Consider the following 19,053-nt stretch of genomic DNA (forward strand, 5'->3'; position numbering starts at 1 on the left):
TGAACGATTTATTTGCGTGTTTGGGATTAGCCCAGACCCGCAAGTTATTGACAAACTTTTCAAAGAACTCATTTTATTTACTGCCAGAGCCGCTTAGGCTTGGATATTTTTTAACGAACTATTGTATAACTATAGAATTCACAATCATAATATATCATGCGCTAAATTAATAATTAATATTGAATATTAATATAATTGAATTAAGATGTTATAATTAGCAATATCTAACCTTCTATTGTAGCATTACAAAAAACTGCTATATATTACTTAATCTGTTTAAAAATAAAATTACTGATAAACTATTGTGACATCTATAAACTTGAATTTCCCCTTGTGATTTCTCGCTAAACAAACGGCATTACTTGTCTTGTGGACTTGGCTGTACATCTCACAGAGTTTTCTCGAACAGCCTACCTTTCAATGCTTTTCAACAAAGAAAACCTTCCATAAAGGCAAAATCCATCGCCCCATAAGGCTTCTGCCTCAAAATAGAAGGTGTTTTTCTCAGACAGCTGACTTTGGAACTCAAAAGGGGTGCTTATCTTGTAAAAATGAAATTCTCAACCGCATAAATTCAGCAATTGAGCATCATTTATTATCAACAGCAATAATTAAATATGGCTATCTAATGAGAATAAAGGTTCTACAATAGAAAAGGCCGTGCATTTCTACACGGCCTTAATAGTTATCATTCAGTGTGAATTATTAATTCTTTCGAGCATCAAATTCTTTCAAACCGGCTTTCAAGAAATCTATATAAGCCGACACATCTTCATTGTATGATCTTGAAGGGCCAAGAGGCATGCCATTAGGATCAAGAGGAACATAGAATGGTTGCGACGTAGCTCCAAACTTACTGGACTGCAAATAGCTCCATTTGTCTCCTACTGTACGCAATTTCTTCTGATTGCCATCCTGATCTGTAACAGTAAACACTTCCGGCAAAGGTTTCTTATCGTCTACCATCAATGTTATAAGAACATAGTCCTTGTCAAGAATATCTCTTACAGTTGGATCGATCCATACAGCATTTTCCATTTTACGACAGTTGACACATCCAAATCCTGAGAAGTCTAATAAGACAGGCTTATTATTTTGCTTGGCATAAGCCATACCCTCTTCATAGTTATCAAATTTTGCATGCAGTTCGCCATCATAAAGACTAAAGTCTTGAGTATTTAGAGGGGGAGCAAAAGCAGAAATAGCCTTTAGAGGTGCACCCCAAAGTCCCGGCACCATATAAACGGCAAATGCCAAAGAGATCGTTGCCAAGAAGTATCTCGTAACCGATACTGTCTTAAGCTCGCTATCATGCGGGAATCTAATTTTTCCAAGAAGATAAAGACCTAAGCAGGTAAATATCACAATCCACAGAGAAAGGAATACTTCTCTGTCCAAGATGTGCCAGCCATACGCCAAATCAGCAACTGACAAGAACTTAAGAGATAATGCCAATTCGAGGAATGCGAGAACAACCTTTACAGAGTTGAGCCAACCACCACTCTTTGGCATAGATTGAAGCATATTCGGGAAGATCGCAAACAATGTAAATGGCAAGGCCAAAGACAATGCAAAACCAAACAATCCAACTACCGGACCAATAATATTATTTGTTGTGGCTACCTGCACCAAAAGTGTACCAATGATAGGACCGGTACAAGAGAATGATACCAATGTAAGGGTAAACGCCATAAAGAATATACTCAACAACCCGGTGGTGGCATCGGCTTTGGCATCCATCTTATTGGTCCACTTAGAAGGTAATACAAGCTCAAAAGCGCCAAAGAAGGAAACCGCAAAGAAGATCAATAATAGGAAGAAGATAATATTAAATACAGCATTAGTGGCCATACCATTGAGAGCACTTGGTCCGAAGATCAAACTAATGACAATACCAAGGAGCAGATAGATTACAATGATAGAGAAACCATAGATCAAGGCATCTTTGATAGCTTTCTTACGACTTTTGGTTCGTTTTAGGAAGAAGCTCACTGTCATCGGGATCATTGGCCATACACAAGGAGTCACCAAAGCAATAAATCCATAAAGGAATCCCGAAATAAAGATAAACCAAAGAGAAGAACTGGCTTGATGCAATGTAGCATCGCCATAATCCTTCAGCTCTTGAATAACAGGCTGCCATAGCTTAGATTCTGAGCCAAGTTTTTCAGCGATAGATTCGGTTGAGGAATCCGCAGCTACAGCAGGGGCTATCGTATCCTCAGCCGCAGCAGTTTCTGCAATAGCTACATCATCCTGAGCCTGAGTTGAAGCAGGGTCAGATTGAGCAACTTTGGATGTTGCGGCTACATTATTCTTGTTGAAAGAAAATTCAGATTGTACAACTTCACAATTACCGACAACTTCGCTACAAGCCTGTCCCTTGATATAACCTTCGGCAACAAACTTGTCTCTATCGGTTACTTCCAACTTTTGAGTAAAAGTAACGCTTCCTTCATAGAAGAAAATATCGGTATTAAAATCTTCATCAAACCCCTTCTTAAAGGCTTTGGATGCTTTGGGCGCACCTTGAAGTTTTGCACCACTCAACTTATCGAAGTTGATAGTCAAAGGCATCGGTCCTCCCGACTGCTTAAAATCATACAAATGCCAAGTTGGCTTAAGTTGTGCTGTAAAGACAATAGACTTCACAGGTGTAGGAGAATCAACAAACTTTACTGTCCATTTGCAAGGTGACTGAGCACTTACATTCAAAGCAACCAACGATGCAAGGAACAGAAGAAGTGTACCTATTCTTTTCATAGCTAACTGTTATTATTAATGTTAATTAAATTCAATCTCTTTTGCGCGTTATACTTAATGAGAAATTCAAATAAAGCCGCACTAACAAAAGCACAAGCTACCATCTTAAGTAAAACACTGGCGAGAGAAATTAAATGAACACATGGTAGCTGGAAGCAGCATACTTATCAGCCCTATACGAAAGCAAATGTATTCAAAATAAAGGTTCTCTCTTTCATCCAACAAAATGTCTTGGGGCATATTGAAGGACACCATTAGTCATCTTGACACTAAAAAGATGCCTTACAAATTTTCTGACCTGTTTTAGACATATTTGGATCCAAATATAGTTCAATATTTCTCAGGTACATATAAGACGAGCCTTGAAAACACTGAAGGCATCTTCTCCATAAATACCATCTCTTCATGTGTAAGAGGATGCACAAAAACCATCTTAATCATTTGTAAAGCTACAGCTTCCAAATCATCAATAACCGATCCGCCTCGTTTATCCCCACACAAAGGCATGCCCACCTGCTTCATCTGCTTACGAATTTGGTTATTTCTACCTGCAAGCAACTTTATTTCGAGCAAACTGTTGTGAGGACCCTTTTTGAGCAACTTGTATGAAGCCATACCATTTTGGGGTCTTCCCATTGCGGTGGGATCAAGCTCGGCTATAAGCTTTGCTGTCTGTTTCTTTCCCTCTTCCGGCCTTAAAGGCTTAAGCAACAAACCCTCCTGCAATGGCGGGATGCCCTCGACAACACAACGATAAACTTGAGATAAAACAATCTGATCCCAATGATCCGTAAAATAAGCTTGTGCATCTTTATTTTTTGCAAAGATAACAAAGCCTGCAGTATCATTGTCAAGACGATTGATCATATAGACTTTCGTTTTGGGATTATACTGCTTAAGATGCTCAGAAAGAATCCGTAAAGCTGTATTCTTTTTTTCAAAAGATGTTCCAACCGTCGGAATCCCGGCCCTTTTGAAACAAATTACGATCTCATCATCCTGATACAAAATATCCAGCATCGGGTTGTTTAGCTTGTCCGGGAGTGGATGAGCATGCACAATAACCTCCATGCCATCCGTCATCACTCTGGTAGCAAGCGTTTCAGCAACACCATTGACAGAAACAAAACGATCTCTCAGCAGTTGCTTGACTGTCGTTCTGCTCTTGTTTGGCATATTCTGTAATATGAAATCGATCAGTTTAGGCCCTTTTTGATCATCCTTATCATTCAAGTTTACCACAAAACGCAAAGATCGAGCATTGTTGTGGTTAATAATTTTCTTCTTCATAACTATTTGTTTTTCTTTTTTCCTTCGTTCTTATCTTCTCCATCCTTATCCTTATTCAAAGCCAATAAGACTGTCGAATAGATCGCAAAAACCATTGCCAAAGCAAACAGCAAAATCCAAAGATTGTTGTGACGAAGCATAAACGAAGAAGAGATAATCAATAGAATACCGCTAAAAAAAGCCATTCTAACCAAACGACGATAACGCAACGTCATTTGCTTGTGCGGCATCAAAAGAAAATATAATGTGTACAATATCGCTCCAAATAAATAGACCCATGGAGTCCAACTCCAATCTTTGATAGCGAAGGCTGTACCTATGATAACACAAACAGAACCTATTCTATATAACCAAGGATATTCTTTCATCAATTGTTTGATATTTCTAAATATTATTCTTGTTTTTGATTGACAGCAGGTTGCTCAACCAATTCATCGGAGTCAGATATAATATAGACCTGCTCATCCGGAGCTTTCATCATAAAACGCAGCCTCGCCTTATGCTCCACCCCATCTTTGTCGTTCTCCACCTCCACAAGACGTAAGCTATCATGTTTATATTGCTCGTCCAAACGTTCGATTTCATTGTCAAGATGAATCAATCGAGCACTCTTCTTCAAACTTTGGTAAATGTTGTTTTCACCAAAAGAAAAAGTAAAAACAAGCATAAGCACCAACGCAGCCGCATACTTAAATAAAGGGTGATGCTTCTGCCATTCGTTGAATTGCTTGAGCTTGACCTTAATGCGTCTATATAACTCGGACATTTTCCCCAATCCCATAATACCTTTTTCAAAAACAAGTACCACAAAGATAAACAAGACAAAGCAATAAACAGCATAAGGCTGACAGAATAATAGCTATTGAAATATTGCGTTTCAAAATGCCAAACAGAAGAAGACTATAATATCATTTGGACAATTATTAGGAATCTTTTCCAATATACATTTCAATCTCAATTAAGCTTTAGACAAAATAAGAGGAAAGGTCAAAAAAAAGAGAAGGCCATATCCACATGGGATACAGCCTTCTCGTATTGAGTTATGAGTTATAAATTACTTCTTCAAATCTTTTTCTGTTTTGAAGCTTGTAACCCTCATTTGGAGTTTGTTGCCTTGTTTAAGGATTTCTTTCACCAAGTTTTGAACAGCTTCCGGAGTGATTTCTTTCATCACCTTATCATAATCAGAAACCCAATCAAATCCTTCTACATAGTAGTTGATCATATGACCAAGCCAGTAACCATTCTTTCTTTGGTTTTCTTCATGAACCTTAGCGTTATTAAGAAGAGTCTTCTTGAGATATTCTCTATTAGGACCATTCTTAGCAATGTCTTCAATAGCTTTATAAACAAGCTTATTCATTGCTTCTGCCTTTGTTGGGTCTGTTGGGAAGAACACCTGGATAAATGCTTCTCCCTTAGGATCGCTTTGAAGAGTAGCATATGCACCTACTGAGTAAGCTCCACCTTCTTGTTCACGAATTGTAGCAGTATATTCTTGTGAAAGGATTGCACCAAGCACATCCATTAGAATAGCATTCTTTTGTGTGAAAGGAAGCTTGCAAGGAATTACATCCAATATATAAGAGATTGGGGTATCAAAATCCTTCTTAAAGAACAAGTCTTTCTGTCCCTTTGCCATCGCAACCTGCACCTTTTCATTAGTTACATTAGGATGTTTCTTATCAACTGGAAGTGCTCCGATATATTTTGCAATAAGTGGCTTCATTGTTGCTTCATCGAGATTTCCGATAAAGAAGAACTTAGCTCCTTCATAGTTTGCAAAACGCTCACGAGCAATCTCCATGATACGATCATAGTTTATATCCTTGAGATCAGAAAGTGTAAGCGGTGTTACACGAGGATCATTGTTATAAAGCAATGATGGTACAGAGTCTTGAAGTGCAGACATTGGGTTGTTTGCAGCATTCTTAAGAGCCACTTCCTTACGTTGCATAAATGCATCGAATGCATCTTTGTCAGCTCTTCTCGCTGTAGATTCGAGATATAGAAGTTGAAGCATTGTTTCAAAATCAACTACAGATGAAGATCCTGAAACCATATCCTTATGAAGAGAAACAACACATGATGTAGCTGCTGTACGACCGGTCAAAGCCTTTTGCAGAGCAATAGCATCAAATTTGCCAAGACCTCCAAGATCCATTACTTCACCGAGGACCTTCAAATTGGTAAAGTCTTTTGGTCCATAAAGAGACTTACCACCCTTTTTCTCAGCGCTCATGATGATGGTATCATCCTTAAAGTCTGTCTTCTTAAGATAAACCTTGATACCATTGTTTAGAGTAAGCTCTGTAACACCATACTTTTGGTTCTTCTTTTCAGAAACAATCTTGCCACCCTTAGGTTCCTTGTCAAGGAGCTTTTCATCAGAAACTTCTTCCTTATAAGCCTCTACCTTTGCTTTGCAAGCATTTTCAAAGATTGTCTCAACCTCAGCTTCTGTCGGATATTTAATATCATCCTTTTTAGGACCTGTGATACCGATAGCGACATTCTTGTCTGTAATCAAACCTGCTGCATATTGATTAACCACATCCAAAGGAATGTTGGCAGCAAGTTGTTGCATCATATTATATTCATATTCGATACCGGGGATATATCCACCATCGAGATAGAATGATTTGTATTCTTCGATATATGAGCTGTTTGTTCTCTTAGCACGTTCCTTATATGAGTTCTCATATGATGTAATAAGAGATTTCTTTGCACGATCATATTCACTTTGAGTGAAACCAAACTGCTTAACCTTCTGTGCCTCAGAAACCAAAGCCTCTAAAGCCGGCACTGCACCACCATTCTTACAAATAGCGATGAAGTTGAAAGCTTCTTTAGTTTTGGCAACACCCATATATGAGCCATCATAAGCTCCTGCCTGCAAGAATGGAGCATTAGGTTTCATGGCATAAGCCATTAGTCTTTCATTGAGCATTTGTGAAACCACAGCTTCCATATAATTCATTGATACACCTGCAATAGTATTCTTGTATTCATTAGGCAATACATCATGCTTGTACATCAATTGTACTGTAGTAGCAGTCACTTCCGGGTCTGTAGCGATACCGATAAGAGGCTTGTCATTGTCTTCAACAGGCACATAATATCTTTCTGCAGCATTTACAGGTTTTGGCACATCCTTAAAGATGCGTGTAAGTTCCTTCACTACATAGTCGGGGTCGATATCACCAACAACGATTACACATTGTAGGTCCGGACGATACCATTTTTTATAATAATCGCGAATACGCTTATGAGGGAAATGGTCAACTACATCCATGCTACCAATCGGCATACGCTTAGCATACTTATTGTTAGGAAGTAGTTTTTCCATCAATGTAACCAAGTTGCGAAGTTGTCCATTGTCACGAGAGCGCCATTCTTCATGAATAACACCACGCTCTTCGTCAATTTCCTTACCAACAAGAGAGATATTATTACTCCAGTCATGCATAATAAGGAGACAGCTGTCTACCACATCTTTCTTTTCTGTCGGAGCGTCCATAATAGTATAGACAGTCTCATCGAATGCTGTGTAAGCATTGAGGTCAGCCCCAAAACGGCAACCAATTCTTTCGAGGAAAGAGATTAGATTCTTGTCCGGGAAGTTTTTTGTCCCATTAAAAGCCATATGCTCAAGGAAGTGAGCCAAACCTGACTGGTTGTCATCTTCCAAGATAGATCCAACACGCTGCGCAATGTAATAGTTTGCACGATTCTTAGGATTAGCATTGTGGCGCACAATGTAGGTCAAGCCATTCGGCAATTTGCCATAACGAACAGCCGTATCCACGGGCAATTGTTGCATTTGAGGAGCTTGTGCCGACACACCAAATGGCAACACAGCTGCGAAAGCAAAAGCAACGCCCAAAATTAGATGCTTAAAATTCATAATTTGAATACGTTTTACTTTATAATTGTTATTACTATTTCTCATTGAATTAGGAGCAAAAAAGGAGTTGTCGTCCTAAGATCTCACTCATAAAATTGAGGTCTGCTGTCACAAATGTAATATATTATTTTTTGAAAATGATAGCTTAATAGTATTTATACATCAACATTTTAGGCTTTCAAGGTAGATAGACTGGTACCTCTGAGCTACTATTGGACTGTCATATTTCCCTAATACAGTGCATCTACAGCAGTTTCTGGCGATTGACAAGGATTGATCTTCAGTGGAATTTTTAGGATAATTATTTTTTTCTTCAAAATAGTATTGCAGGATAAAATCTTTCATATTCTCTACATCTTTCAGAGGAGAAACATGACCCAAGTCTTCAGAAGATATCATTTCCGGTATTCCTCCGACATCAAACCCCACACATGGAGTTCCACAAGACAACGATTCCATAATCGTATTAGGTAAGTTTTCCTCCAAAGAGGTAGTTACAAATAGGTCAGCAGCATTGTAAGCCTTTGCCATCAGTCTCTTATCCGTTACATATCCCAAATAATGAACATCAAACGGAGGAAGTTTGTCTTTTGCTTCTTGGCTCATGTTGCCAAATATGATTAAATGAAAATCCTCCCTTATTTCGGGATGGCTCCTATATAGAGAATGCAACATCTTGGCCAACTCATCTATTCCCTTGCGATAATCATCTGCTCTCACTGCCCCAAACATGATATAAAAGCCTTCCTCTCTAATGCCTAACTGCCTTCTTGCAGCAAGACGAGACATCGGGGCAAAAAGGTCCACATCGATAGGATTAGGCACATTATAAAAAGAGGCATTTCGCAACAAGGAAGATTTTTGAGCCTCTTTCATAATCCATTCGCTACAGCCAACGATATGCAGATTGAGCTTTGAGTAGAGTTTTATCTTTTCTGATGCAACTATTCCGGAAAGGTCTTTCTGCTTTGTTGAATTGATTTGAGGACAGATCCCGCAAGGGGCATTTAAGGTGTATCTCTCACATTCTCTCGGATGGTGACAAATAGAGGTGGCCGGCCACAAATCATGCAAAGTCCAAACAATAGGTTTGTGTAATGAGGCAATTTTCTCTATCCCCCTCAAACTCAAAAAGCCCTGATTGATCCAATGAAAATGAATTACATCTGCCCACTTCACCCACGGATGGTCTTGAATATCCAGTCCAAATCCTGCAGTAGAGACATGGAAGAGTTTGGATCTATCCCATTTGTTATGAGTAAATATTTGAAGTCTCTCAGCTAAGAATGCACACTTATACAAGAGTTTTTTACCAAGACTTTCGGTTAAGACTTTGATATGTTCATTGGGTTGTCCGGTAGCCACCAACATCTTTGCATCCACCCCCTTTGAATTATTTAGAGAATGAAGAAGCCTTTGTGCAGCCACAGCTGCTCCACCCACAGCATCTGAGGTGGACACGATAAGAACCTTGATATTATGTTCTTTCATATTAGAGTGGTCTTATTGATCCAACAGTGTAGAGAGATTTGCATATCGGCAATGTCAAGAAAGCATTTTATAATCCATGCTGTTTAGCCTCTTGCCAAAATGCCTCCATCTCTTGAAGAGAAAGATCTGTAATAGAGCGATTGGCCCTGGTCGCAGCCTTTTCGACATAAGTAAAACGATCTATAAATTTCTTATTGCATCTTTCCAATGCATTATCGGGTCGCACTTTATATAGTCTTGCAGCATTGATAACAGCAAAAAGAAGATCACCAAACTCCTCTTCAATATGAGCAGTATCAGACTCTTTTATGGCTTCAAAAACCTCTTGATATTCCTCCTCTACTTTAGCCCAAACATCCTCTCTATGTTCCCAATCAAAACCCACTCCAGCAGCTTTGTCCTGGATTCGGAAAGCCTTGATAAGTGCCGGTAAAGAACGAGGTACTCCCGACAAAACAGTCTTGTTGCCTCCCTTTTCTTTCAGTTTAAGCTTTTCCCAATTGGTTATTACTTCATCAGCGGAGTCAGCCTTAACCTCTCCATAAATATGGGGATGGCGATAAATAAGCTTATCACAAAGAGCATTTGCTACATCTGCAACATCAAAATCACCTTTTTCCTCTCCTATCTTAGAATAAAAGACAATATGAAGCAGTACATCTCCAAGTTCTTTTTTGATCTCATCTGGTTGATCATCAAGCAAAGCATCTGTCAATTCATATACCTCTTCTATTGTGTTTTGTCTCAAACTCTCATTGGTTTGCTTCCTATCCCACGGACACTTTTCTCGTAAAGTATCCATCACATCCAATAAACGGCCAAAGGCCTCCATTTTTTGCTGTTTTGTATGTTTCATTACGCTAAGGTAGTTAATGTGCATCAGTTTATAGATTACACAAGTTGATACAAAGATAGAGACTCTTATCAAGTAATGGCAATGAAGAGTTGATTGTCATTACCATGATCTCTTTCTATTTTAGAGCAGATATCCTCGCAAAAAGAGATAAAAAGGGAAAAGGAGATTTTCTTATCTTTGATAACCGATTTTCAGAGAATGTATAAGTATATAACTAAAACATCTAAGCTTAGGCAAACGATTCAATAACATATATCTACAATATGCTAAGAGACTACCCCGTTATGGGCATGCACTGTGCGGCATGTTCGGCAAATGTCGAGAAGACAGCTTCAAAAGTGGCACATATATTATCTGCTAAAGTAGACCTTGGTGCCGCCATACTCCATATTGATGCAGACGATCAATTTGAGGAAAAGGATCTTATTGAAGCAATCAAGAATATTGGATTTGAGTTGATCGTAAGTGAAGATGAAGACGAGACTCTCAAAAAACAGGAAGAGTTTCAGAAGAGAGAATTTAAGATTTTGTCCTTTGAGCTCATTTTTGCCTGGCTTGTTTTTGTGATTGGCAGCATTGTTATGTTTATAGCAAAAAAGAGTTGTTCGGATTATGCAATGATACAACTCAACCACCATCTGTTTGGATGGTCCATCGCCACCTACCTGATATGTGGAAGAAGGTACATTGTAGGAGCACTCAAACAACTCAGACATGCCGTTTTCTCCATGGACACACTTGTTTTTCTTTCGACCACAGCCGGCATTATCTACTCGGCAATCGCCATGTTCAGACCGGACCTAATGGGCGGGACCAAATTGCACACCAATTCATCAACCATGATATTGGCATTTGTCTTACTGGGGAAGTTTATGGAAACAAAAGCTACCGGCAAAACAAGAAGTGCCATCCGGTCATTGCTTTCACTTAAACCTAAAGTAGCTCGGAAAATTGATAAAGAGGGAGGAGAAGATCTTATAATAGATATCCGTCAAATCAAACCGGGAGATAAACTAAGAATATTGCCGGGAGAAGAGATAACAGCTGATGGGATTGTTTACAAAGGAGAGAGTAATGTAATCGAACAAATGATTACAGGAGAATCACAACCGGCATTCAAAAGTAAAGGATCAAAAGTCTTTGCCGGTACAATCAATGGCAAAGTACACGAATTGATAATCACCGCTCAAAAAACGGGATCGGACACTGTCCTAAACGAGATAATCAGAGTGGTAAAAGAGGCTGAAGCCACCAAAGCTCCGGCAACTCGTATTGCAGATCGCATAATAGCCATTTTTGTGCCGACAGTACTTGTCATCAGCTTACTTACCTTGATTGGGTGGTACGTAATTGGGGGATCACAGATGGTCAGCTATGCTTTGGTTTCAGCAATATCCGTTCTGGTCATTGCCTGTCCCTGCGCACTGGGTTTGGCAACCCCTACCGCTGTATCGGTCGCCATCGGAAAAGCTGCACGCATGCAGATCCTAATCCGATCGGCCAAAGCGCTTGAAGACATCGCAAAAAGTGACACATTTGTCTTTGACAAAACAGGCACGCTTACACTTGGCAAACCCAAGGTAACACATTATGAATGGCTAACCGAGGCAGGTGAGCACAATGGGTTGGCCACCTTGCTATATGAAGTTGAGAAAAGAAGTACACACCCCTTGGCAGAAGCCCTTTGCAACTTTTTGTCCTCCCAAAATTTATTATCCGACAACAAAGAAGATTATTCAAACATCAATCCTCTAACCGAACCGGGCAAAGGAATATCATTCTTTTATAACAACGATCTGTATCGTATTGGGACGGCTTCTTTTGTCAGCGAAATGCTGGATATTCCCATCGATGAAACGAAAAATAAAGAAGAAGGGTCAAAAGTCTATTTTGTCAAAGAGAACTTTCTGCTGGCAAAATTTACAATTAGCGACAGCATACCCCAAAGGAATATTGAAGTAATAAGACATCTCCAGAAGGAGCAAAGAAGGGTCTTAATTATGACCGGTGACAAAAAAGAAGAAGCAGAAAGGGTTGGCAAAATATTGGGAGCCGACCAAGTTTTTGGTGAATTGTTGCCCGATGAAAAGATGCAACAAATCGAAGAACTGATAAAACAGGGGCGCCATGTTGTGATGGTTGGAGATGGAGTAAACGATACTGAGGCTATGACAAAAGCAGAAGTTTCGATCGCAATGTCCAAAGGCTCTGACATTGCAAAGGAGGTGGCAGATATTACCCTTATGAAAAGTGATATCAGACAGATTCCACAACTAATCAAATTATCCGAAAAGACCAGATCAATTATCAAACAAAACCTTTTCTGGGCCTTGATATACAATGCAATCGCCATCCCGGTTGCCTCAGGACTCTTTTTCCATTGGACACACTATATCCTAAATCCCGGTATCGCTGCTGCAGCCATGGCCTGCAGCTCGGTCCTTGTTGTCACAAACAGTCTAAGACTGACTAAAGGATAAAGCGCTGTTTTGAATTGATTGAATCGATCAAATTGTCATTTCTTGGAAGGTGAGATGATTGGCTCCTCCCTACCTCTTTGAAAATGAAATGTGTGTCCTCTACCCGAAAGGAGCTGCATATAAGAGAGGATGTCATCGTAGCTTAAGGTTGTGGTGTCTATTAAGAGATCCAAATTGCCGGCAACTTTGTACTTATCCAAATCTTTGTTGTCGAAATTGATATAATGAACTATTTGGTTGGATCGATCTTCGGTTGCTGAAGTGTTTCGCATCAAGCGGATTCTCCTTAACGCTTTGGCTAAAAGAGTTCTCATAGAAATAGCAAAGCTTATGGTACATCTTCCCAAAAAGCCCATCTTTGATTGATAATACTTATCAAAAAACAACTGCATTGCCCCATTAAACGATTTGAGGTACTTTAGATCGGTAGCCGAAGAGCTCTCGCCCTTGTAGTGTAAGATTGGTACGGGCAGGTAATAGCAAGCAGCCCCACCCAACACAATGCGATGAGAGAGATCAATATCCTCACCATACATAAAAAAACGTTCGTCAAGAAGACCAACCTTATCCAACACAGATCGTCGCATCATCATAAAAGCTCCGGCCAAAACCTCTACTTCATTTGCCTCGTCCATAGGAAGCCACCCCATATAATACCTCCCCATAGTGCGATTCTTGGGGAAAAGACGATACAGATAACTAAGTTTGAAAAAAGAGGCCGAAGGAGATGGGAATCCCCTTTTGCTCTCAGGTAGGAAATCTCCATGCGCATCCATCATTCTCACCCCAAGACCTCCAACCTTAGTATGCTGCTCCATCAATAAAAGACAGTCCTTCAAAGTCGATTCTCCTATCACAGTATCCGGATTAAGAAGCAAGACATACTTACCGGTGCTCTCTTTGATAGCCTGATTATTGGCTCTGGCAAAACCAACATTCTCCCTGTTTTCAATATAATGAACTTCAGGATATCTGGATTTACTTAGAGCTAACGAATCATCTCCGGAAGCATTATCGACGACCCAGACATCTACATCTCCCGGAACATGTTTAATTGAGCGAAAGACCGAATGAAGACATTGTTCCAAAAGTAATGGGACACGATAATTAACGATAACAATAGACAACAACATGCTGAATCATTGGATGATACAAAAGGGACTGACCAATTTTTAAGATTGTCTATCAGTCCCTTTTCTATATTATTTGATAAGATAAAGGCGTTCAAGAAACGGACACCTTCACAAATTACTCAAACTGCTTACACAGCCTTTTAAGAATGCTTCACAAGGTCTTTGATGCCTCCTACAGCTCCAAGCACACCGGTAGCTTCATAAGGAAGATATACAATCTTGGCCTTGTCGCCATCAGACATAGACTTGAGTGTCTCCATATACCTTAGTGCTATCATGTACTGAATAGGATCAGACCCACTGCCTTGGACCGCCTCAGAAACCAAATGAATTGCTTTTGCTTCAGCCTCAGCAACCAATACTTGAGACTCAGCTTCAGCTTCCGCTTGCAAAATCTTAGCTTTCTTATCCCCCTCGGCATGATTGATAGACTCTTGCATCTTACCTTCCGACTCGCGGATAACCGCCTCTTTGAGCCCCTCGGCTTGCAAGATTTGAGCTCGTTTGTCTCGTTCTGCACGCATCTGCTTCTCCATAGCATCTCTAATGTCTCTTGGAGGATTGATATCTTGCAGCTCAACACGATTCACCTTCACACCCCACTTATTGGTAGCGTCATCCAAAATATCCCTCAATTTACCATTGATTGTATCGCGGCTGGTAAGAGTCTCATCCAAATCCATCTCACCAATAACATTACGGAGACTGGTCTGAGTCAGCTTCTCAATCGCATCCGGAAGATTCTGAATCTCGTAGACAGCTCTTATAGGATCGACAATTTGAAAATACAAAAGTGCATTTATTTCAGTTACCACATTATCACAAGTAATAACATTTTGCTTGGCAAAGTCATAAACAGTCTCACGCAAGTCTATACGATTGACAGTAGCAAAACGGACCATCTGCCCCTGCATTGTCTGTACCGTGTACCTCCAATGCATAGGTCTCGCCTTATCAATAAAAGGAACAACCAGGTTGATGCCGGAGGTAAGTGTGGTATAATATTTACCAAGTCTCTCTATAATAACGACTTGCGATTGTTGTACTATAACCAAACTCTTGCTTATGACGGCAATAATAAGCAAGACCAAAACTAAAAGAATAATTAACGTTGTATTCATAATGTGTTTAATTATTTATGATCGATCAAACGAACTTTCAAGATAATACTGTCATAAGAGACAATTTCTACCATTGTCCCAACCTCAATGGAACCTCCATCAACATTCACCGCACGCCAAGAGTCTCCATCCACCACAACACGGCCTTGTTGTCCATCAGATGTAATTAATTCAGACACCTTAACCTTCCTTCCTATGAGTGCATCCATACCGGTCTCACGCCTACGAGACGAACGCTTGGAGATTCGATTGACAAATGGACGCAAATAGATTAGAGACAAAATCGATCCGGCGCAAAAAAATACGACCTGCCAAATAATCCCAAGACCTATCAGTGCCGGCACAATGGCAATCAAAGCTCCCACGCCAAAACAAGCCACCACAAAACCAGGTGAAAAGATTTCAAAAATAAATAGCAATATCGCAATCACCAGCCACCATTGCCAGGATAAAATATTAAAAGTTAAATGTTCCATAATTATTGTTGAGTTTGACCATAAAGGGAATCAAAACACCTCTTGGCAGGTAAATGTATTGCCTTATGTATCTATGACAAATATAATAAATCATATCCTAACACTGAAAGCATTTTGAATTAATTTCTCAATTGGTTAGGAGAATCGTCTTCTGAATATTATAAAAGGGAACAATGATTAAAATTGGAAATAAATAAAAGGCTGGACATCGGCACTCTTAATCTGGAAAACAATAAAGACAATCAGTAGAAGATAAAAAGCTTGTAATACTAACGGAGAAGCTGTAATGGCTCCTTGAATCCGATGATCGACCTTTTTAGGAATAAAATGAGCTATATATCCCAACAACATCATAGCCAAGACATAGGGATATCCGGCAATAATTTGAGGGATAAGAGCAGGCTGAAAGTCGTAAAAAATCTGATGAAGCACGTTTTGCACAACAAGCATATTGTCGGCTCTGAAAGGGATAAAAACAAATGCTACGAAGTTGAAGGTAACAATAACGCCCATCACTCGCCAAAAAGGCTTCATATCTTTGCCCATTGCCTTACATCTCGGGAATAAATGCATCGTAAACTTATGAATAGCCAAGGCTACACCATGAAGAGCACCCCACAAGATAAACTTAGCTCCGGCACCGTGCCAAAGCCCGCCAAGAAGCATCGTTATCAACAAATTGATGTAAGTCCTAAACCTCCCTTTTCGATTTCCTCCCATGGAAATATAAAGATAATCCTTTAGCCAAGTCGATAACGAAATATGCCATCTACGCCAAAACTCTGTAATAGTGGCCGACTGAAAGGGGGTATCAAAGTTGATATTAAACCTAAATCCAAGCAACAAGGCTATACCAATGGCCATATCAGAATATCCCGAAAAATCGCAATAAATCTGTAATGCATATCCATAAACTCCCAATAGGTTTTCCACTCCATGATAGAGCAATGGCTGATCAAAAATCCTGTCCACAAAGTTTAGACTAATGTAATCACTTATCACAGCCTTCTTTATGAGTCCCGAAACGATCAAAAACAATGCTTCACCAAACTCACTTCTTGTAACAAGAGGACGACGATAAATCTGTGGGATAAAGTCAATAGCCCTTACAATGGGACCTGCCACAAGCTGAGGGAAAAATGACACATAGAATATATAGTCTATCCATCTATGCAAAGGCTTAATACGACCTCTATAAACATCAATGACATAACTCATCGTCTGAAAAGTGTAAAAAGAGATCCCGACCGGCAAGAAAATATCGAAATGGACTACGGTAATAGACTCAAGAACGGGAATACCAAACCAACCTCCAATGAAATGAAGAAAATTGCCGCCCAAATCAACCAAGAAATTGAAATACTTAAAATAGCCCAGTACCCCTAAATTGATGCAGGTACTCAGTATGACAAAAAAACGTCTTAGTCGCTCTCGATGAAAGGTCTTCTCCATCAGTAGAGCGATAATAAAGTCACTTGTCGCCCCGGCCACAAGAAGAAGGAAAAATATTCCGCTGCTTTTATAGTAAAAGTAAAGAGAGAAAAGGGTCACATATATAATACGCAACAATGTTCTCTTCCTTAAAAGCATATAAATTGGCAAGAAACACAAAAACAGAAGGAAGAAGAGCCCACTGGAAAATATCATCGGCGATTCACGATGATAAAGCAACAACTCTCCAATTTTGGAAAAATCTAAACCTTGAATGAAATCCATTTATATATAATCTGTCTTGCTACAATATTGCCAATAAAAGTCCCAATGAAAATATGAAAAAGAACTTCTTACTCATATCTTCGACCGGCAAAAGTAAATAGAATAATTCAATTTAGATACAATAAGATAATAGCAGTATGTGATGATTTCACTATACTGATGAACAATACAACTGACAAATTATGGTGCAAAAAGACAACCATTCACAAACGAAGAAATAGAAAACGAATAATATTATCTGTTAAATAGAAGCTCATAAGCTAAATATTGTAAATATATAGAGGAGTATTTCCATGGAAAAAGTAGCCTGTTTTTGAGCTTAAAAAAGGCCATTTCTTCTATAAAATCAGAGCGAAGGGAGATTTGTCGGCCTTACTAAATGTTAATTTATATAAAGTGCTATTTTTATTTGTCTTTCGCCCGCTTAAAAATCGACTTTAGGCCGCCTTTTTTGGAAGGTCGCGCGACTTGCAATCCATTCTCGCGCTACCTTGAACCTATACTCGCGCGAGGTTGCACCCCAAGTAGCGCGACTTCGCATGTCAAGGTCGCGCGAGATCAGATCCAAAGTCGCGCGAGAACGNGACCCTAACCCTCGAATTTGTGAATTTGAAGTTGAATCAGTGTTGTTTCAGTAGCTTTTAGAGCATTAGAACAGGTAACAGTATTTAACAAATAATCCCCTCTCATGACGAGCTTCACAGCCCAATGACAAGGAGACCTCTTCAGGTTGTATTTCATGTCCACGAAGTCATTGATTTGTTGCATGTCAAGAAGACATATCTTACCCTCTTGAAGGAATGATCCTTCAAGTAAAACAATCATCAAAAGGAAGGTAAGTAACATGATTATCTCCATGGTATCTGTCTTTATCAGTGACTAAGATACTAAAAAGGATCCTCTTTAGCAATGTATCTTCACATCCAACCATGATGATTGTTCTGAAAAAAGCGAAATACAATCGTCAATGAACGGCAATCAAAGAATCTGCAATATCATTGGCAACCTCATCAATTTCGGATGAATCTTTTTGTACAACGACCGGTTTTGGCTTGGGCGTAGGCGAAACTTGTGTAATGGCACCCTTTGAATAACTATAAATGTACGATGGCTCTCTATCCCTGGGGGACACAATCTTACCGTCATGAGCGAGGTATGAGTTCTTGATACCCTCTATACGACCGGAAGCTCGCTTTATCTTATCATGATCCTTTCCGGTCAAATAAAATATGTAGGCATAAGATTCATTCTCCATATCCCCATAGGAGGTTACAATTTCTTTGATCCCGTCACCATCCAAATCGACAGCAGAGATTTGCATCTTGTATTGCACTCTCAGGTTATTAAGAACATCAAACATCTTAGCATAAAAATCAGGTTTGGGCGATATCAGGAGATTCTCATCATGTCCATTGATCTTGACAGCCAATTTGATTCCTACATTATGATCAGGCCCTATTATAAGAGTTTCCTCTTGACCATCATTATTCAAATCGACAGCCAAGCTCTCTTCCTCATCATAAAGCGTATTGCCGTCAGCCATGATATAGTCCTTGGCCGGTATCCCAAATAAAACATCCGAGTATTTAGCAGCCTCAAGTTGCTGTATTCTCGCACTATCCATTCCGGTGCTATCATCATCCAATCCCAATGTACTCTTCTTATTTGAGTTGCAGGAAATAAGGCATAAGGCACAAAAGATTGCCAAACAATACTTCATCATAATAACTTCTTCATTAAAGACATATAAAAACAAACATAGATTGAGACGTAAAAATCTCGCATATATGCTGCCTCTTATCTTGCAAAGATAAATTTAA

General features: G+C 39.5%; 14 protein-coding genes and 1 pseudogene. 2 read left to right on the forward strand and 13 right to left on the reverse strand.

The annotated features are described in order from the left end of the window. Window positions 1–97 (forward strand): annotated as a pseudogene (locus ACFO3G_RS02955) (transposase); the annotation flags it as partial. A 608-nt stretch (window positions 98–705) separates the two neighbouring features. Here the strand turns inward: ACFO3G_RS02955 and ACFO3G_RS02960 are convergent. From ACFO3G_RS02960 to mazG, 7 genes are all read right to left on the reverse strand, one after another. Further along, window positions 706–2,763 carry a protein-disulfide reductase DsbD family protein gene (locus ACFO3G_RS02960; protein ID WP_380077851.1) on the reverse strand — a complete coding sequence of 686 codons (2,058 nt, stop codon included), beginning with the start codon at window positions 2,761–2,763 and terminating at the stop codon, window positions 706–708. A 330-nt stretch (window positions 2,764–3,093) separates the two neighbouring features. After that, window positions 3,094–4,053, reverse strand: coding sequence for a pseudouridine synthase (locus ACFO3G_RS02965; RefSeq protein WP_380077853.1), 960 nt, complete (start codon window positions 4,051–4,053; stop codon window positions 3,094–3,096). Window positions 4,054–4,055: 2 nt separating this feature from the next. Next, window positions 4,056–4,421, reverse strand: coding sequence for a hypothetical protein (locus ACFO3G_RS02970; RefSeq protein WP_380077855.1), 366 nt, complete (start codon window positions 4,419–4,421; stop codon window positions 4,056–4,058). 23 nt (window positions 4,422–4,444) lie between these two features. Further along, the gene (locus ACFO3G_RS02975; RefSeq protein ID WP_380077857.1) at window positions 4,445–4,834 is read right to left on the reverse strand and encodes an FtsB family cell division protein; all 390 of its coding nucleotides are present in this window, start codon (window positions 4,832–4,834) and stop codon (window positions 4,445–4,447) included. Window positions 4,835–5,107: 273 nt separating this feature from the next. Beyond that, on the reverse strand, window positions 5,108–7,960 hold the full coding sequence (locus ACFO3G_RS02980; protein ID WP_380077859.1) for a M16 family metallopeptidase: 2,853 nt from the start codon (window positions 7,958–7,960) through the stop codon (window positions 5,108–5,110). A 162-nt stretch (window positions 7,961–8,122) separates the two neighbouring features. Next, window positions 8,123–9,451 carry a glycosyltransferase gene (locus ACFO3G_RS02985; RefSeq protein WP_380077861.1) on the reverse strand — a complete coding sequence of 443 codons (1,329 nt, stop codon included), beginning with the start codon at window positions 9,449–9,451 and terminating at the stop codon, window positions 8,123–8,125. A gap of 67 nt (window positions 9,452–9,518) precedes the next feature. After that, window positions 9,519–10,307: a nucleoside triphosphate pyrophosphohydrolase gene (gene mazG, locus ACFO3G_RS02990; protein WP_380077863.1), complete on the reverse strand. Its 789-nt coding sequence runs from the start codon at window positions 10,305–10,307 to the stop codon at window positions 9,519–9,521. A 263-nt stretch (window positions 10,308–10,570) separates the two neighbouring features. On the opposite strand from mazG, the gene ACFO3G_RS02995 reads away from it, so the two are divergent. Further along, on the forward strand, window positions 10,571–12,787 hold the full coding sequence (locus ACFO3G_RS02995) for a heavy metal translocating P-type ATPase (protein WP_380077865.1): 2,217 nt from the start codon (window positions 10,571–10,573) through the stop codon (window positions 12,785–12,787). A 35-nt stretch (window positions 12,788–12,822) separates the two neighbouring features. Here ACFO3G_RS02995 and ACFO3G_RS03000 read toward each other — a convergent pair whose 3' ends face one another. From ACFO3G_RS03000 to ACFO3G_RS03025, 6 genes are all read right to left on the reverse strand, one after another. After that, complete coding sequence (locus tag ACFO3G_RS03000) at window positions 12,823–13,920, reverse strand: glycosyltransferase family 2 protein (RefSeq protein ID WP_380077867.1); 1,098 nt, start codon at window positions 13,918–13,920, stop codon at window positions 12,823–12,825. Window positions 13,921–14,060: 140 nt separating this feature from the next. Next, entirely contained in the window at window positions 14,061–15,041 is a 981-nt protein-coding gene (locus ACFO3G_RS03005) for an SPFH domain-containing protein (RefSeq protein ID WP_380077869.1), read from the reverse strand. An 11-nt stretch (window positions 15,042–15,052) separates the two neighbouring features. Beyond that, entirely contained in the window at window positions 15,053–15,517 is a 465-nt protein-coding gene (locus ACFO3G_RS03010; protein ID WP_380077871.1) for an NfeD family protein, read from the reverse strand. A gap of 177 nt (window positions 15,518–15,694) precedes the next feature. Continuing rightward, window positions 15,695–17,233 (reverse strand): MBOAT family O-acyltransferase, encoded by a 1,539-nt coding sequence (locus ACFO3G_RS03015; protein WP_380077873.1) that lies wholly within the window; start codon window positions 17,231–17,233, stop codon window positions 15,695–15,697. Between the two features lie 588 nt (window positions 17,234–17,821). After that, the gene (locus ACFO3G_RS03020) at window positions 17,822–18,091 is read right to left on the reverse strand and encodes a hypothetical protein (protein WP_380077875.1); all 270 of its coding nucleotides are present in this window, start codon (window positions 18,089–18,091) and stop codon (window positions 17,822–17,824) included. Between the two features lie 106 nt (window positions 18,092–18,197). Beyond that, window positions 18,198–18,956: a hypothetical protein gene (locus tag ACFO3G_RS03025; protein WP_380077877.1), complete on the reverse strand. Its 759-nt coding sequence runs from the start codon at window positions 18,954–18,956 to the stop codon at window positions 18,198–18,200. Window positions 18,957–19,053 lie beyond the last annotated feature (97 nt).

Origin of the sequence: Falsiporphyromonas endometrii, assembly GCF_042654485.1 — a bacterium.
GTDB lineage: Bacteria > Bacteroidota > Bacteroidia > Bacteroidales > Porphyromonadaceae > Porphyromonas > Porphyromonas endometrii.